We start from the raw sequence: 15,527 nt of genomic DNA, 5'->3' as shown, positions 1-15,527 counted from the left end.
GGCCGGCTGGCCGGCACGTTGCGAACAGGGTGGTAAGACAGCGGAAGATGCAGCACGGGCGGCGCTCTGTGACAATTCAGGAAAGCCGCTATAATACGGGCTTCGCCGAGTTAACTGACAACTTGCGGGGCGAAGCCGGTTGGCGCGACACGCGCTGCCCGGTCCTGGTAATCCGCTAAAGCGTCGCCGCTTCAGGCCCAACGAAGCTGGCTACGTGAAACCAACCGTAACCACACAGGAGCCTGAAAAAGTGGCAAACGATTATCTCTTCACGTCCGAATCCGTCTCCGAAGGCCATCCGGACAAGGTCGCGGACCAAATCTCGGACGCGATTCTCGACGCCATCCTCGAGCAAGACAAATATTCCCGCGTTGCGGCGGAAACGCTGTGCAACACGGGTCTCGTCGTGCTGGCCGGTGAAATCACCACGACGGCCAACATCGACTACATCCAGATCGCGCGCGATACGATCAAGCGCATCGGCTACGACAACACCGACTACGGCATCGACTACAAGGGTTGCGCGGTGCTCGTCGCGTACGACAAGCAATCGCCGGACATCGCGCAGGGCGTCGATCGTGCACACGACGACAACCTCGATCAAGGCGCGGGCGACCAGGGCCTGATGTTCGGCTATGCGTGCGACGAAACGCCGGAACTGATGCCGCTGCCGATCTACCTGTCGCACCGCCTCGTCGAGCGCCAGGCCAGCCTGCGCCGCGACGGCCGCCTGCAATGGCTGCGTCCGGACGCGAAGTCGCAGGTCACCGTGCGCTACGTCGACGGCAAGCCCGATTCGATCGACACCGTCGTGCTGTCGACGCAGCACGCACCGGACATCGAGCTGCCCGCGCTGCGCGAAGCCGTGATCGAGGAAATCATCAAGCCGACGCTGCCGGCCGACCTGATCAAGGGCGACATCAAGTTCCTCGTGAACCCGACCGGCCGGTTCGTGATCGGCGGCCCGCAGGGCGATTGCGGCCTGACCGGCCGCAAGATCATCGTCGACACGTACGGCGGCGCCGCACCGCACGGCGGCGGCGCGTTCTCGGGCAAGGATCCGTCGAAGGTCGACCGTTCGGCAGCGTATGCCGGCCGTTACGTCGCGAAGAACATCGTCGCCGCCGGCCTCGCGTCGCGCGCGCTGATCCAGGTGTCGTACGCGATCGGCGTGGCCGAGCCGACCTCGGTGATGGTCAACACGTTCGGCACGGGCCGCGTGTCGGATGCGGTGATCACGAAGCTCGTGCGCGAGCATTTCGACTTGCGTCCGAAGGGCATCATCAAGATGCTCGACCTGCTGCGCCCGATCTACGAGAAGACGGCAGCTTACGGCCACTTCGGTCGCGAAGAGCCGGAATTCTCGTGGGAAGCGACCGACAAGGCGCTCGCACTGGCCGAAGCGGCCGGCGTGGAGCCGACGGCACGCGTCGCGTAAGCGTCGTCCGCCCGAAATGAAAAACCCCGGCTAAGCCGGGGTTTTTTTATGGGTTTCGATCGTCGAAGCAATGGCGGCGATCGGGGCGGGCCGTGCCCGCCAGACACTCGCTCAGCGCGCGCCGAACCCGAACCAGCCGTTGCTCGCGGCAAGGCGGCGCGGGCGGTTGACGCGGCGCTGCGGGCCGAGCGTGCGGCGCAGCGCGAGCGCGCGCAGCGACGACGGCTTCTGCAGCAGCGAGCGCAGGCCGGCGCGGCGGGCGAACGCCTGCGCGCTCATCATCGAGAAAAACGCGTGGAACCACGCACGGATGCCGTCCAGCCGGCTGTGCGTGTGCGTACGCTCGGCCAGCGCCTGCGTGCGCGCGCGGTGATGGCGCAGCGAGCGGGCAGGAGCGGACGGCACGACGCGCTTCGCAGCGCGGTTGAAACGGGAAGTCAGACGGAATGGCATGTGAACGATGCTTCGCTTGTATGGGTGGCGCCCTGGAGAGCGCACTGGTATGAACGGCCTCGGATGGCACAACGGATCTTACCGAAACCCGTTGCGCGCCGCGCCCGCCAGAATTGACAGGCCGCGTCAGGCTACAGGGGATTCATGACGGGCAAAAGTCGCGATAAACCCTTGTGCCGCAAGGCGTGTGCCGCATACCGCCTGTCGCTCAGGCAGGTGCCGCGCCGCACAGTTCCCTTGAGCTGGGTCAAATCCGCGATTGGCATGCCCCTGCGCACGACAATGGTGCTGTTCGCGGTATCCGGCGCCGATTTACAATCGTCACATTCACACAATAAACGTCTGGCATCCCATGTCGTCTCCATTGCAGTCGGAATCGATCCGCGCGCAAGTCGCGGAATTGCGCGAGCGCGGCTTCGTCGTCGCGCGCGGCCTCGTCGGCGAAGCGCAGTGCGCGGCGCTCCGGCAGATCGCGGAGCGCCAGTTGCGGGAGGCCGCCGAGCCGATCGAGTTCGAGGCCGACCTGCGCTACCCGGGCGCGCCCGAATCGAAGCACGCGCCGGGCGGGCATACGGTGCGGCGGCTGCTCGATGCGTATTCGCGCGATCCGGCGTTTGCCGAGCGCGCGATCGCGCCCGAAATCGGCGCGTGGATGCGCGCGTATTTCGGCGAGGAGCCGGTGCTGTCGCGTGCGCATCACAACTGCATGATGACGAAGCATCCGGCGTACGGCAGCCTGACCGGCTGGCATCGCGATTTCCGCTACTGGGCGTTCGAGCGCCCGGACATGGTGTCGGTGTGGCTCGCGCTCGGGCCCGAAACCAACGAGAACGGTGCGCTGTGGCTCGTGCCGGGTTCGCATACGGCCGAATTCGGGCCGGAAGCGTTCGATGACGCGAAATTCTTCCGCAGTGATGTGCCGGAGAACCGCAGGATGATCGAAGCGGCCACCTGTCCGCCGCTGCAGACGGGCGACGTCGTGTTCTTCCACTGCAACACGCTGCATTCGGCGGGGCAGAACCGTTCCGACCAGGTGAAGTTCTCGCTCGTGTACACGTACCACGGCGCAAGCAACCGGCCGGTGCCCGGCACGCGCTCGGCGTCGAAGCCGGAAGTGCAGTTCTAGGCGCCGCTCCGGCGGCGCGGCGCGGCGCGGTCGCGATGCGCAGACGATGCGGGTGCATCGCGGGCGAACGAGAATGAAGCAACGGGCGGCCAGGCAGCCCGTTTCGTTTGATGCGGCCCGCGCGTGACGCGAGTCGTACGTGCGTCGCGCTGCGGCGCGATCAGCGCTTGCCGCCCGGCATCGCGAGGCCGATCAGGCCGACGAACGACGCCACGGCGCCGCCGGCGATCAGCAGGATCGTCTTCGTCGCCGGCGAGCCGGTGAAGAAGCGCGACACGTTGTCGTTGATCGAATGGAACGACTGGCCGCCGAAATACAGCAGCACGACGCCGCCGACGAGCAGTGCAACCGAGATGACCCGGGACATACCAACCTCGCTGAAACGGTGATTCGAGACGCCGCAGTGTAGGCGACGACCGCGGTCGCGTCCATCGTCGCGCCGCCGTGCGTGATCCGGCCGCTTTCGCTACCATAGTCGTCGTATGACTCCTTCGCCGCCGTCGCGTCATTGGCGTGGCCGGCGCGCGTCCCTTTCCCCGATGTCCTGACGGAACAGACTCATGGCCTACGAAGCAGCTTCCGAACGTTATGCCGGCATGCAATACCGCACCTGCGGCAAGTCCGGGCTCAAACTGCCCGCCCTGTCGCTCGGCCTGTGGCACAACTTCGGCGATTCGACGCCGATCTCGACGCAGCGCGAGATCCTGCGCACCGCGTTCGACCTCGGCATCAACCACTTCGACCTCGCGAACAACTACGGGCCGCCGTACGGCAGCGCCGAAACCAACTTCGGCCGGCTGCTGAAGGAGGATTTCCGGCCGTATCGCGACGAGCTGCTGATCTCGACGAAGGCCGGCTGGGACATGTGGCCGGGGCCGTACGGCAGCGGCGGCGGGTCGCGCAAGTACGTGCTCGCGAGCCTCGACCAGAGCCTGCAGCGGATGGGGCTCGACTACGTCGACATCTTCTATTCGCACCGTTTCGACGCGCACACGCCGCTCGAGGAAACGGCGGGCGCGCTGGCGTCGGCCGTGCAGCAGGGCAAGGCGCTCTACATCGGCATTTCGTCGTATTCGGCCGCGAAGACGCGCGAGATGGCCGCGCTGCTCGCGCAATACAAGGTGCCGCTGCTGATTCACCAGCCGTCGTACAACATGCTGAACCGCTGGATCGAAGAGGATCTGCTCGGTACGCTCGACGACGTCGGCGCGGGCAGCATCGCGTTCACGCCGCTCGCGCAGGGCTTGCTCACGTCGAAGTACCTGAACGGCGTGCCGGCCGACGCGCGCGTGAACAAGCCGGGCGGCGGCTCGCTGAAGCAGGAGCACCTGAGTGCGGACAACCTCGAGCACGTGCGCAAGCTCAATACGATCGCCGAACGGCGCGGGCAGAGCCTTGCGCAGATGGCGCTGGCGTGGGTGCTGCGTAACGGCCGCGTGACCTCCGCGCTGATCGGCGCGAGCCGGGCCGAGCAGGTGCGCGAGAACGTCGGTGCGTTGCAGAACCTCGAATTCTCGGCGGAGGAACTCGCGGAGATCGATCGTTACGCGACGGAAGGCGGCATCAATCTGTGGGAAAAGCCGTCCACCGATCAGGCGATCTGACCGGAAGTCGATACGGGATGCGAAATATCGTGTGCCGTATCGCCGCCGCACACGCGATGCGGCCCATCGCTGCGGTGCAGCGATGGGCGTCGCGCACGGCGAGGCGCTAGATCAGCGCAGGCAGGCCTTCAACGAGCAATACCGCGACGCCGACGCCGAGAATGACGCCGAGTACGCGCAGCAGGTTGTGGCGGAACTGGGTGGCGCACGGTACCGCGCCGAGAAATAGCGCTCCGGCCAGCGCCATCGGAATCAACAGGATGAAGTCGCCGATCGTGAAATAGGTCGTCATGCGTGTCTCCAGTGTCGGCCGAAGTGGGCGCTTCAGTGCTTGCCTGGGCGGCTCCATCCCTGCGGGATATCGGCCTGAAACGGCACGCGTGCGCTCACCCCGGCCCCATGCCGGGTGTTTCTAGTTGGTCCGGCCCGTTACGAGCAGGCCGGTCAATTCGAGTATAGGCAACCGGTGGCGTTTTTCGCTATCCGAACCATTAAAAATCAGTAGAAAGCCCCGCGAATCACGCGTTTTTCGTGCGAACAAGACGAACGCCTTGCGCGTATCTTTCCCGTTCCTTTCGATTTTCGCGGAATCGTCGTATGTGTCCGATACGGGCCGCCGCACCCGCGGGCGCGGCGGCCCGCCGCTCAGGCGCGGTCGGGTTGCGGGCGGGCGGCCGGCGCGCGGAACACGAGCGCGAGCCCGGCGATGATCGCGCCCATGCCGGCGAGCGCGAGCGGCTCGGGCCGGTTGCCGAGCCACACGGCGTCCATCAGCGTGGTGACGACCGGCACGAGATAGAACAGGCTCGTCACGTTGACGAGATCGCCGCGCTGCATCAAGCGGTAGAACAGCAGTTGCGCGATCACCGAAATCACGATGCCGAGCCACAGCAGCGGCACGACGAACGCCCAGCTGATGTCGAACGACACCGGCCGGAACGGCACGATCGCGACGCACAGCGCGAGGCCGATCGCGTTCTGCAGCGGCAGCACGTCGGCGGGCGCCGCGCGCACGCGCTTTTGCAGCAGCGAGCCGACGGTCAGCGCGACGAGCGCCGTCAGCGCGCACGCGATGCCGCCCGCCGACAGGCCGCCCGTCCCGCCGCTCACGCCGCGGCCCACGACGAGCGCGAGGCCGGTGAGCGACAGCGCGAGCCCCGCGATGCGCACCGGTTGCCAGCGACGCTCGACGATCGCGAGCGTGAGGATCGGCTGCACGCCGAGGATCGTCGCGAGCACCCCGGGCGCGATGCCGCGCTCGAGTGCGAGCAGATAGAAGATCGAATAGCCGCCCATCATCAGCAAGCCGGTCAGCGCGGCCATGCGCCGCTCGCCGCGCGGCGGCAGCCAGCGTTTGCGCATGAACGCCAGCGCGAGCAGCACGAGCGATGCGAGCGCGAAACGGGCGGTGAGAAAGGCGAACGCGGACGCGTGACGCAGACCGAGTTCAGCGAAGATCGCGCCGCTGCTCCACAGCAGTACGAAGAGCGACGTCGCGCCATGCGCGGCCAGCGCGCGTTTGAACGAAACCATGTGAATCCACCTGTCGAACGGATCGAAACGTTCCATCCGCGCGCGCGGCAACGTGCTGTGCGTCATGACGCACGCACCTGCAGCCCACGGCGCGAAGGGAAGACGAAAACGAAAAGCCGGCGAGTCAGCCGGCGCGTGCCGCCGGAGGGGGCGGCGCAGCGCAGATGAGCGGCGGTGCGACAGGAGGAGGAAGGACCGACGGATGCACGCACGCCTGCGGCCGCGAGTCGAACTGCGGCCGGGATTTTGCGAGGGCGGACGTGAGCGGATACATCGTGTCGGAGTGCGGTTGAACGCGAATGAAAGCTTAAGGTACCGCAAGGCAGCCATCGAGCGCAACTCTTGTCGGCGACTGCATATCGCGAGCGGCGTCGTGCGTCGATGCAGGCCGATGCCGGTACGCACGCAAGCGTTCGACGAACGGTGGAAAGCGATCGACATGCGACGCACGCGACGTGATTCCGGTCGGTCGCGTGCAGTGTTCCGATGATTCGGCAGCGGCGAAGCGAAGCGGCACGCGCGTTGCGTCAATCATGGGCGTGTGGTGGCGCGGTACCGTTTCGGTGGTCAGTCACATTCGACAGGGTATGATGGGGGTAACCGGGCGGGCAAGTACGTGCCCGACGCAGTGGTTGATTGGAGACATTCGACGAATTCGCGGCACTTCGCCTGCTTCTTCTTCTTTTCGCGCTTCGATAAACCGTGAACAATGGGATCACGCGCAACGCTCCGCCGAAAGCGGCGCGGATCGGGCATTTGCCGGCTCGCCAGCGGGCCGGGTTTCAAGATTCAAGAGTGGGGAACCATCATGCATATCGGGTCGATCGTCTGCACTACCCATATCGCGGTGCCGAAAGGCGCGCGCGGCATCGTCCAGCGCATCCTGGGCGACATGGCCATGGTGACCTGGTACGCGGGCGTGCCGGGTGAGTCGAAAGAACTCAACACCGAGCCGTTCTTTCTCGAGGACCTGATCGACACCGGCGAATCCGTTCTGCCGGCCGGCGCGGCGCTTCACTAAGCACCCATCGCACCGGACGCTCGTCTTTCGGTCCGGCAGGCGGCACAATGCGGGGCATGACAGACGCCACCTCCGCTCCCGCTTCTCCCGCCAGCCCGCCGTTCGCCGGCCTCACGCCCGAATGCGTGCTCGACGCGCTCGACAGCGTGCTGATGCCGGCCGGCCTGCGCACCGACGGGCGCTTGCTTGCCCTCAACAGCTACGAAAACCGCGTCTACCAGGTCGGTATCGAAGACGGCCCGCCGGTCGTCGCGAAGTTCTATCGCCCGGCGCGCTGGTCGGACGACGCGATTCTCGAAGAGCATGCGTTCGTCGCCGAACTCGCCGCGCGCGAGATTCCGGCGGTGCCCGCGCGATCGTTCGACGGCCGCACGCTGCACGCGTTCGACGGTTTCCGCTTCTCGATCTTCGAGCGGCGCGGCGGGCGCGCACCCGATCTCGACCGCAGCGACACGCTCGAATGGCTCGGCCGCTTCATCGGCCGCATTCATGCGGTCGGTGCGACGCAGCCGTATGTCGCGCGTCCCGTGCTCGACATCGGCACGTTCGGCTACGAGCCGCGCGACTACCTGCTCGCGCACGATTTCATTCCGGATGACGTAAGACCGGCGTACGAGACCGCGGTCGCGCTGGCGCTCGAAGGCGTCGAGGCGGCGTTCGAGCGCGCGGGCGAGATTCGCCTGCTGCGCACGCATGGCGACTGTCATCCGAGCAACGTGCTGTGGACCGATGCCGGCCCGCATTTCGTCGACTTCGACGACAGCCGGATGGCGCCGGCCGTGCAGGATCTGTGGTTGCTGCTGCCGGGCGATCGCGAAGGCGCGTCGCGCGCGCTGGCGGACCTGCTCGCCGGCTACGAGGATTTCTGCGAATTCGAGCCGCGCGAGCTGTATCTCGTCGAAGCGCTGCGCACGCTGCGGCTGATCCACTACGCGGCGTGGCTCGCGCGGCGTTGGGACGATCCGGCGTTTCCGGCCGCGTTCCCGTGGTTCAACACGCATCGTTACTGGGAAGCGCGCGTGCTCGAACTGCGCGAGCAGATCGGCGCGATGCAGGAAGGGCCGCTCTGGCCCGTGTGACCGTTGCGCGCGCGGCATCCCTGCCGCGCGGCAGGTTGGACAGGGCCGCGACGCGGCCCGTCCGGCTCAGAACTTCAGCATCAGCTTGATCAGCGCGGCGAAGCGCTTGCCGTACGGCGGCGCGAGCAGGTTGCGCGCGTTCAGGCGCGCCTGCGTGAGCACCGGCTTCATCTTCGAGAACGTCACGAAGCCGTCGTAGCCGTGGTACGCACCCATGCCGCTCGCCCCGACCCCGCCGAACGGCAAACTGCCGCATGCGATGTGCATCAGCGTTTCGTTGATCGAGACGCCGCCCGAGATCGTTTCGCGCATCACGCGGTCGATCGTGCCGCCATCCTCGTCGAACAGGTACAGCGCGAGCGGACGCGGGCGCGCATTGACGTACGCGATCGCTTCGTCGAGCCGCTCGTACGGCACGAGCGGCAGCAGCGGCCCGAAGATTTCCTCCTGCATCAGTTGCGACGTGGCGGGCACCTGCGTGAGCGCGCACGGCACGAAGCGGCGCGATGCGGGATCGGACTGCGCGTCGGACAGCGGGTGCAACTGCGCGCCGGCCGCCTGCGCGTCGCTCGCGAGTTGCTGCAGGCGGGCGTAGTGGCGCGGCGACACGATCGTCGTGTAGTCGCCGTTGGCCGACAGGTCCGGATACAGCTTCGCGAAGCGGGTCCGCGCGCGTTCGATGAACGCGCCTTCCATCCCGCGCGGCAGCAGCACGTAGTCGGGCGCGATGCAGGTCTGGCCGGCGTTCAGCGTCTTGCCGGCGACGATCGCATCGACGGCCGCGTCGAAGCGCGCATTCGGGCCGACGATCGCCGGCGACTTGCCGCCGAGCTCGAGCGTGACGGGCGTGAGGTTGTCCGCGGCCGCGCGCATCACGTGGCGGCCGACCTGCGTCGAGCCGGTGAACAACAGGTGATCGAACGGCAGCGCGCTGAACGCGGCGCCGATCTCCGCGTCGCCATTCACGACCGCGACGTGGTCGCGCGTGAAGGTTTTGCCGATGAGCTGCTCGAACAGCGCCGACGTGCGCGGCGTCAGTTCGGACATCTTGATGATCGCGCGGTTGCCGGCGGCGAGCGCGCAGATCAGCGGGCCCGCCGCGAGCAGCACGGGATAGTTCCACGGCACGACGATGCCGACCACGCCGAGCGGCTGCGGAATCACCTTCGCGCGCGCCGGGCGCAGCCACTTGTTCATCGGCTTGCGGATCGGCTTCATCCAGCGCTTGCCGTGCTTCAGCGCGTCGTCGATCTCTTCCTTCGCCATCCAGATTTCCGACAGCAGCACTTCCTGCTTTGCGCGATGGCCGAAATCGGCGCTGATCGCGTCGGCGAGCGCATCCGCGTGATCGATCAGCATCGTGCGCAGCGCGCGCAGGTGCTGCGCACGCGTGTCCCATGCCGGGTACGGTGCGCGCAGGTACGCCGCGCGCTGGTCGTGCAGCAGCGACGTCAGCGCATCGACCGACGGCAGTGCTTGCGGGGCCAGTTCGGGCAGGTCGTTCTTCATGTCGTCTCCTCCAGTTGGGCCTGGCTGATCGGCCGGCCGTCACGCCGCACGCGCACGCTCGGCGAGCGCGGCGACGCGGATCGGGTGATGCGGGTCGCGCGGCACGGGGCCGGATGCGACGGGTGTTCGAAAGCCGGTTGCGGTATGCGGCAAGCGTCGTATCCGCGCGACGGTGTCCCCGTCCGAAAAGTGCGCCGCACGGCAGGCGCGCACGATCCGATACGGTGACGAGCGGGCGCGCGTTGCCGTTGCGCGCACGCCTGCCGGTGCACCGCAGCAGGGCCGCGCGACGGGTACGCGACGACCCGTCGCCGCTCATCGTGCAGCGACGTCGACACACCGTCCAAACGGTCGGCGATGGCGCGTGCCGTTCGATTTCCACCGACTGCGCGCATGACGCCGTACGTCGTCGCGCAGGCCGCCGTTTGAAATGAAATGCGGGCCGCGCGCGCGACCTCCGGATCATCCGGTCGACACGCGGCCTGCAGGATCTGGCGCTGCATCGTCGTTCCTCCCGTTTCGCGACGAGTCGGCTTCTCGTGGCCGGTGCATCGCGCGAAGCGATTCGATACATCTTAAATTTAGTTCACGCGGGCGTTTAGAGGAATCGCTCTTGAATCCGCGCGCCGCGCACGGGACGGCCATTCCTACAATGCCCGAACACAAGAGGGGACGCGGTCGCGCGGCGGTGCCGGCGCGCCTTCCATGACACGACGGAGACGTGACATGCAATACGACTACATCATCGTCGGCGGCGGTTCGGGCGGCTCGAGCCTGGCCGGCCGTCTCGCCGATGCCTGCCCCGATGCGACGATCGCACTGATCGAGGCCGGCTCGCATACGGAGCGCAACCTGCTGGTCAACATGCCGGTCGGCATCGCGGCGCTGGTGCCGTTCAAGCTCGGCACGAACTACGGCTACGAGACGGTGCCGCAGCCGGGCCTCGGCGGGCGGCGCGGTTACCAGCCGCGCGGGCGCGGGATGGGCGGCTCGAGCGCGATCAACGCGATGATCTATACGCGCGGCCACCCGGGCGATTACGACGAGTGGGCGCAGCTCGGCGCGACGGGCTGGGGCTGGCAGGACGTGCTGCCGTATTTCCGCCGCGCGGAAGGCAACGAACGCGGCGCCGACGCGTGGCACGGCGCGGACGGCCCGTTGACCGTTTCCGATCTGCGCTTTCGCAATCCGTTCTCCGAACGATTCATCCAGGCCGCGCATGCCGCCGGCTATCCGCTGAACGACGACTTCAACGGCGCGACGCAGGAAGGCGTCGGCTTCTATCAGGTCACGCATCGCGACGGTTCGCGTTGCAGCGTGGCGCGCGCGTATATCTACGGCCGCAACCGGCCGAACCTGCACGTGCTCACGGATGCGACGGTGCTGCGCGTCGGCTTCGACGGCAAGCGCGCGGTCGGCGTCGTGGTGTCGCGCAACGGGCGGGTCGAGACGCTCGGCGCACGCGCGGAAGTGATCCTGTCGGCCGGCGCGTTCAATTCGCCGCAACTGCTGATGTGTTCGGGAATCGGCCCGGCGGAGCAACTGCGCCGCCACGGGATCGCGGTCGTGCAGGATGCGCCGGACGTCGGCACGAACCTGATCGACCACATCGATTTCATCATCAACACGCGCGTGAATTCGTCGGAGCTGGTCGGCGTGTGCGTGCGCGGCATCGCGAAGATGACGCCGGCGCTCGCGCGCTATTTCTCGAGCCGCACCGGGATGATGACGAGCAACGTCGCGGAGGCCGGCGGTTTCATCAAGAGCGATCCGTCGCTCGCGCGTCCCGACCTGCAACTGCATTTCTGCACGGCGCTCGTCGACGACCACAACCGCAAGATGCACTGGGGCTTCGGCTATTCGCTGCACGTGTGCGCGCTGCGGCCGTTCAGCCGCGGCACGGTCGCGCTCGCGAGCGGCGATGCGCGCGACGCGCCGCTGATCGATCCGCGCTTCTTCAGCGATTCACGCGATCTCGACCTGCTGGTGCGCGGCGCGCAGGCGATGCGCCGCATCCTGTCGCAGGCGCCGCTCGCGTCGCAGGGCGGGCGCGAGCTGTACACGCGGCCGGACCAGAGCGAAGCGGAGCTGCGCGCGACGATCGTCGCGCATGCGGACACGATCTATCACCCGGTCGGCACCTGCCGGATGGGCTCCGATGCGCGCGCGGTCGTCGATCCGCAACTGCGCGTGCGCGGCGTCGACGGATTGCGCGTGGTGGATGCGTCGGTGATGCCGACGCTGGTGGGCGGGAACACGAATGCGCCGTCGGTGATGATCGGCGAACGCGCGGCGGACTTCATCGTCGCGGCGCGCCGCGGCGGTGTGCCGCGCGGCGAGGCGGCTACCGCGGTGCACGGCCGCTAGGCGCGGCGCGCGCACGGTAGCGGCCATGCTCAGGCAAACGTATCGACGAGGCCGGCGCGGCTCGCGCGCGCGGCGACCGGTGCGGATTGCGCGGCGTCGACAGGTGCATCGACGGCTGACGGTCCGCCGTTCCCGCGTCGCGACGACTGGCCGCCGGCGAAAGTCTGCTGCGGGTTGGGCTGCTGTTGCTGCGACGCGAGGCCGCCGTCGCTGACGGTTGCGCTGCCGAGCCCGAGTCCGCCTGCTTCCATCGCTTCGCGCAGCTTCGGCAGCGCGGCTTCGACCGCGTCGCGCACCTGCGCGTGCTGCGACACGAACAGCGCGTGCGCATGGTTGTCCGCGACGCGCAGCACGACCTGCAGCGGCCCGAGATCGGGCGGGTTGAGCGTCAGCTCGGCGCTCTGCTGGTGCGCGTTCGACAGGAACACCACTTTCTGGCTTAGTGCATCCGTCCAGTCGGCCGTGCCGACGTGCGGCGCGAGCGCGTGTGCGTTGGCGGCGGCGATCGCGCCGGCGGCCGGCGACAGTTGCAGGTTTGCCTGCGCGGCGGCGGCAGCCGTGGCGCCCGCCGCGAGCGTCGCGCTGGCGGCCGGGTCCGTCGCGTTGCTGGCTGCCGTGAGCGCGTGCTGGGCGCCGGACTGCGCGTTCGCGTCGGCCTGCAGCGTTTGCGGCGTGACCTGGGTCGGCGCGGGCTGGGTGGCGAGCGCGCCTTTCGCGTCGGCGAGCGTGCGGTCGAACGTCGGCACTTTCGGTGTCAGCGGGGCGGCGGCGTTCGATGCGGTCGCTGCCGGCGTGGCGGCGGCGCTCGTGCCGGTCGCCGGCATCGTGATCGCGCCCGCGCCACCCGTCAGCTTGGCGAGCGCCGCTTGCAGCGCGTCGCGGCTCGATGCCGGGTCGCTCGGCTGCGCGGTCGCGTCCTTGGCCGCATGATCGGCGAGCGTCGCCGTGGCGTCAGGCTGGCCGGACACGGCCGTCTTTTGCGTGGTGGCGGCCGCGGCGGCGGTCGCCGCGTCGGCCGGCGTCGCGGTGTCCGGGCGCGCCTGCAGTTGCGCCTGCACGGCCGCGGCGGTCGCGAGGGCGGCGGCATCGGGGTTCGCGGTGGCGGCGTTCGCGGGCGTGTCGTCGGTCGCCTTGTCGTCGTCGGTGCCGGACGGTTTCGCGCCGGCGGCCGGCTTCGACGAAGCCGGTCTGGTCGACGCGTCCGGCGTACCGGCGTTGGCCGTATCGCCGCGCGTGGCGACGCTTTGCTTGAGCGTCTGAGCGAACGGCACGGCGCTCGTGGCAGCGGCCGCATCGGCGCCGGCGGCGGACGCACCCGAGCCGCGGGCGGCCTTGAGTGCGGCGCCGGCGGTGTCGAGCAGCGCGCCGAGCAGGGGCAGGGGAGGCATGACGGTTCTCTCGTTCGAAGGCGGTGGTCGGTTACGACGAGCGGGCCGCGTCGGCCCGCATGCGCAGGATCTTCGCGGCGTGTTCGTCGGCGTCGCGCTGTTCGCGCCGGGCGTCGCGTTGCGCTTCCTGCGCGACGCCGCGCGCCTGCAGGATTTCATACGAGCCGACGGTACGCTTCTTCTGCTGCCAGTTCGGGCGCGCCTCGTCGATGCGGACTTCGGCCGCGGCGAGCACGCTGCGCTGCTGCGCGATCGCGGCATCGAGCGTGTCGATGAACGCCTGGAAATTGCGCCAGTTGCCGGCCGGCATCCCGCTTTGCGCGGATTGCGCGAAGCGTGCGTGGTATTCGTCGCGATAGCGCAGCAGCGCGTCGAGCTGTTCGGCCGCCGCGGTGCGGTCGCGCTGCGCGGCGCCGAGCTGCTTCGCGGCCGAGTCGAGGTCTTCCTGCGCGCGGTCGAGCAGCAGCTGAAGGGGAAAGCCGTGGGCCATCGGGATCAGCCTCCGTAAGCGTCGAACAGCGCATCGAGCGCAGTGAGGCTCGATGCGAACGGCGCGCATTCGCGAAAGCCCTGCTGCAGGAACGCTTCGATGCGCGGGTAGAGCGCGATCGCGCGGTCGAGCTGCGCGTCGCGGCCGGGCGCGTAGGCGCCGACCGCGATCAGGTCGCGATTGCGCTGGTAGCGCGACAGCATCTGCTTGAACTGCCGCACGTGGTCGAGATGCGTTTCGTCGATCAGCGCGGTCATCGCGCGGCTGATCGACGCCTCGATGTCGATCGCGGGATAGTGGCCGGCCTCGGCGAGCGCACGCGACAGCACGATGTGGCCGTCGAGGATCGCGCGCGCCGAATCGGCGATCGGGTCCTGCTGGTCGTCGCCCTCGGTCAGCACCGTGTAGAACGCGGTGATCGAGCCGCCGCCTTCGGGGCCGTTGCCGGTGCGCTCGACGAGCGCGGGCAGCTTCGCGAACACCGACGGCGGATAGCCTTTCGTCGCGGGCGGCTCGCCGATCGCCAGCGCGATCTCGCGCTGCGCCATCGCATAGCGCGTCAGCGAATCCATCAGCAGCAGCACGTGCTTGCCCTGGTCGCGGAAATACTCGGCGAGCGACGTCGCGTACGCGGCGCCCTGCATCCGCAACAGCGGCGACACGTCGGCCGGCGCCGCGACGACGACCGAGCGCGCGAGCCCGTCCTCGCCGAGGATCTGTTCGATGAATTCCTTCACTTCGCGGCCGCGTTCGCCGATCAGGCCGATCACGATCACTTCCGCGCTCGTATAGCGCGCCATCGTGCCGAGCAGCACCGACTTGCCGACGCCGGAGCCGGCGAACAGGCCCATCCGCTGGCCGCGGCCGACGGTGAGCAGCGCGTTGATCGCGCGCACGCCGACGTCGAGCACGTGGTGGATCGGCTCGCGATCGAGCGGATTGATCGACGGCGCCGACAGCGGCGCATCGACTTTCGACGCGAGCGGGCCGAGGCCGTCGAGCGGGCGGCCCGACGCGTCGACGACGCGCCCGAGCATCTCCCAGCCGACCGGCAGCCGCTTCGCGCCCGCGAGCGGATCGGCGACGGGCGCGCTTTCGCGCGGCCACACGCGGGCGCCGGGCAGGACGCCGGCGACGTCGGTGGTCGGCATCAGGAACAGGCGGTCGCCGGCGAAGCCGACGACTTCGGCTTCCGCGTGCGGCAGCGTGCTGCCGGGCGGCAGTTCGATCGTGCATTCGGCGCCGACCGACAGGCGCAGCCCGATCGCCTCGAGCACGAGGCCGGCCGCGCGCGTGAGGCGTCCGCACGGCCGCAGCGGCAGCGCGCGGTGGCTGCGCGCGGCGAGCCCGTTCAGGTGCGTGCGCCAGTGCGCGAGATGCGGATTGTGCGGCGCGCGCGGGGCGGCGTCGGCAGCCGCGGATGCGGCGTGCGGCGTGGCGTCGTCCGCGGGATCGTGCGCGGCCGCCGGCCCGAACGACGCGAGCGCGAGCTCGCGTTCGAGCGGCGTCATGCCGTCGT

At 68.6% G+C, this 15,527-nt stretch carries 15 protein-coding genes; 6 read left to right on the top strand and 9 right to left on the bottom strand.

Going from position 1 to position 15,527, the window contains the following annotated elements:
* The first annotated feature begins 250 nt into the window (after nucleotides 1–250).
* Nucleotides 251–1,438: a methionine adenosyltransferase gene (metK, locus tag DTA15_RS32120; RefSeq protein WP_006482984.1), complete on the top strand. Its 1,188-nt coding sequence runs from the start codon at nucleotides 251–253 to the stop codon at nucleotides 1,436–1,438.
* A gap of 111 nt (nucleotides 1,439–1,549) precedes the next feature.
* On the opposite strand, the gene DTA15_RS32115 is transcribed toward metK, so the two are convergent.
* Nucleotides 1,550–1,891 (bottom strand): hypothetical protein, encoded by a 342-nt coding sequence (locus DTA15_RS32115; RefSeq protein WP_006492161.1) that lies wholly within the window; start codon nucleotides 1,889–1,891, stop codon nucleotides 1,550–1,552.
* Nucleotides 1,892–2,243: 352 nt separating this feature from the next.
* On the opposite strand from DTA15_RS32115, the gene DTA15_RS32110 reads away from it, so the two are divergent.
* Entirely contained in the window at nucleotides 2,244–3,017 is a 774-nt protein-coding gene (locus tag DTA15_RS32110) for a phytanoyl-CoA dioxygenase family protein (RefSeq protein ID WP_006482801.1), read from the top strand.
* A gap of 160 nt (nucleotides 3,018–3,177) precedes the next feature.
* Here DTA15_RS32110 and DTA15_RS32105 read toward each other — a convergent pair whose 3' ends face one another.
* A complete protein-coding gene (locus DTA15_RS32105) occupies nucleotides 3,178–3,384 on the bottom strand; it encodes a DUF3185 family protein (RefSeq protein ID WP_006482797.1) in 207 nt (68 codons plus the stop codon).
* A 193-nt stretch (nucleotides 3,385–3,577) separates the two neighbouring features.
* Here DTA15_RS32105 and mgrA point away from each other — a divergent pair, with 193 nt between their 5' ends.
* Entirely contained in the window at nucleotides 3,578–4,621 is a 1,044-nt protein-coding gene (gene mgrA, locus DTA15_RS32100) for an L-glyceraldehyde 3-phosphate reductase (protein ID WP_006482799.1), read from the top strand.
* A 106-nt stretch (nucleotides 4,622–4,727) separates the two neighbouring features.
* On the opposite strand, the gene DTA15_RS32095 is transcribed toward mgrA, so the two are convergent.
* The gene (locus DTA15_RS32095) at nucleotides 4,728–4,913 is read right to left on the bottom strand and encodes a hypothetical protein (RefSeq protein WP_006482800.1); all 186 of its coding nucleotides are present in this window, start codon (nucleotides 4,911–4,913) and stop codon (nucleotides 4,728–4,730) included.
* 353 nt (nucleotides 4,914–5,266) lie between these two features.
* Nucleotides 5,267–6,154: a DMT family transporter gene (locus DTA15_RS32090; RefSeq protein WP_012492341.1), complete on the bottom strand. Its 888-nt coding sequence runs from the start codon at nucleotides 6,152–6,154 to the stop codon at nucleotides 5,267–5,269.
* A gap of 808 nt (nucleotides 6,155–6,962) precedes the next feature.
* Here DTA15_RS32090 and DTA15_RS32085 point away from each other — a divergent pair.
* Nucleotides 6,963–7,175, top strand: coding sequence for a hypothetical protein (locus DTA15_RS32085; protein WP_006477514.1), 213 nt, complete (start codon nucleotides 6,963–6,965; stop codon nucleotides 7,173–7,175).
* Between the two features lie 56 nt (nucleotides 7,176–7,231).
* A complete protein-coding gene (locus DTA15_RS32080) occupies nucleotides 7,232–8,254 on the top strand; it encodes a serine/threonine protein kinase (RefSeq protein ID WP_006485443.1) in 1,023 nt (340 codons plus the stop codon).
* Between the two features lie 66 nt (nucleotides 8,255–8,320).
* Here DTA15_RS32080 and DTA15_RS32075 read toward each other — a convergent pair whose 3' ends face one another.
* Both DTA15_RS32075 and DTA15_RS32070 read right to left on the bottom strand, forming a co-directional pair.
* Nucleotides 8,321–9,763, bottom strand: coding sequence for a coniferyl aldehyde dehydrogenase (locus tag DTA15_RS32075; RefSeq protein WP_006485442.1), 1,443 nt, complete (start codon nucleotides 9,761–9,763; stop codon nucleotides 8,321–8,323).
* The gene (locus DTA15_RS32070) at nucleotides 9,760–10,266 is read right to left on the bottom strand and encodes a hypothetical protein (RefSeq protein WP_174900807.1); all 507 of its coding nucleotides are present in this window, start codon (nucleotides 10,264–10,266) and stop codon (nucleotides 9,760–9,762) included. Before DTA15_RS32070 ends, DTA15_RS32075 begins: the two co-directional genes overlap by 4 nt.
* A gap of 223 nt (nucleotides 10,267–10,489) precedes the next feature.
* On the opposite strand from DTA15_RS32070, the gene DTA15_RS32060 reads away from it, so the two are divergent.
* Nucleotides 10,490–12,130, top strand: a complete 1,641-nt coding sequence (locus tag DTA15_RS32060) for a GMC family oxidoreductase (RefSeq protein ID WP_006485445.1) — start codon at nucleotides 10,490–10,492, stop codon at nucleotides 12,128–12,130.
* A gap of 29 nt (nucleotides 12,131–12,159) precedes the next feature.
* Here the strand turns inward: DTA15_RS32060 and DTA15_RS32055 are convergent, their stop codons facing one another.
* Genes DTA15_RS32055 through fliI form a run of 3 tightly spaced genes read right to left on the bottom strand, consistent with a single transcriptional unit; the run spans nucleotide 12,160 to nucleotide 15,519 of the window.
* Nucleotides 12,160–13,518: a flagellar hook-length control protein FliK gene (locus DTA15_RS32055; protein WP_012492342.1), complete on the bottom strand. Its 1,359-nt coding sequence runs from the start codon at nucleotides 13,516–13,518 to the stop codon at nucleotides 12,160–12,162.
* A gap of 31 nt (nucleotides 13,519–13,549) precedes the next feature.
* The gene (gene fliJ, locus DTA15_RS32050; protein ID WP_006489106.1) at nucleotides 13,550–14,008 is read right to left on the bottom strand and encodes a flagellar export protein FliJ; all 459 of its coding nucleotides are present in this window, start codon (nucleotides 14,006–14,008) and stop codon (nucleotides 13,550–13,552) included.
* Nucleotides 14,009–14,013: 5 nt separating this feature from the next.
* Nucleotides 14,014–15,519: a flagellar protein export ATPase FliI gene (fliI, locus tag DTA15_RS32045; RefSeq protein WP_012492343.1), complete on the bottom strand. Its 1,506-nt coding sequence runs from the start codon at nucleotides 15,517–15,519 to the stop codon at nucleotides 14,014–14,016.
* Nucleotides 15,520–15,527: the final 8 nt, after the last annotated feature.

The organism is Burkholderia cenocepacia, from assembly GCF_900446215.1.
Lineage (GTDB): Bacteria > Pseudomonadota > Gammaproteobacteria > Burkholderiales > Burkholderiaceae > Burkholderia > Burkholderia cenocepacia.
The sequence above is the reverse complement of the archived record's forward strand: the minus strand, read 5'-3'. Positions and strand labels throughout refer to the sequence as shown.

Bases quoted from the DNA above. Each gene is read 5' to 3' on its own strand.
- DTA15_RS32060 (WP_006485445.1), top strand. From the start codon at position 10,490: ATGCAATACGACTACATCATCGTCGGCGGCGGTTCGGGCGGCTCGAGC.
- DTA15_RS32115 (WP_006492161.1), bottom strand. From the start codon at position 1,891: ATGCCATTCCGTCTGACTTCCCGTTTCAACCGCGCTGCGAAGCGCGTC.
- fliI (WP_012492343.1), bottom strand. From the start codon at position 15,519: ATGACGCCGCTCGAACGCGAGCTCGCGCTCGCGTCGTTCGGGCCGGCG.
- DTA15_RS32110 (WP_006482801.1), top strand. From the start codon at position 2,244: ATGTCGTCTCCATTGCAGTCGGAATCGATCCGCGCGCAAGTCGCGGAA.
- DTA15_RS32105 (WP_006482797.1), bottom strand. From the start codon at position 3,384: ATGTCCCGGGTCATCTCGGTTGCACTGCTCGTCGGCGGCGTCGTGCTG.
- DTA15_RS32095 (WP_006482800.1), bottom strand. From the start codon at position 4,913: ATGACGACCTATTTCACGATCGGCGACTTCATCCTGTTGATTCCGATG.
- DTA15_RS32085 (WP_006477514.1), top strand. From the start codon at position 6,963: ATGCATATCGGGTCGATCGTCTGCACTACCCATATCGCGGTGCCGAAA.
- DTA15_RS32090 (WP_012492341.1), bottom strand. From the start codon at position 6,154: ATGGTTTCGTTCAAACGCGCGCTGGCCGCGCATGGCGCGACGTCGCTC.
- DTA15_RS32070 (WP_174900807.1), bottom strand. From the start codon at position 10,266: ATGCAGCGCCAGATCCTGCAGGCCGCGTGTCGACCGGATGATCCGGAG.
- DTA15_RS32075 (WP_006485442.1), bottom strand. From the start codon at position 9,763: ATGAAGAACGACCTGCCCGAACTGGCCCCGCAAGCACTGCCGTCGGTC.
- DTA15_RS32055 (WP_012492342.1), bottom strand. From the start codon at position 13,518: ATGCCTCCCCTGCCCCTGCTCGGCGCGCTGCTCGACACCGCCGGCGCC.
- fliJ (WP_006489106.1), bottom strand. From the start codon at position 14,008: ATGGCCCACGGCTTTCCCCTTCAGCTGCTGCTCGACCGCGCGCAGGAA.
- mgrA (WP_006482799.1), top strand. From the start codon at position 3,578: ATGGCCTACGAAGCAGCTTCCGAACGTTATGCCGGCATGCAATACCGC.
- DTA15_RS32080 (WP_006485443.1), top strand. From the start codon at position 7,232: ATGACAGACGCCACCTCCGCTCCCGCTTCTCCCGCCAGCCCGCCGTTC.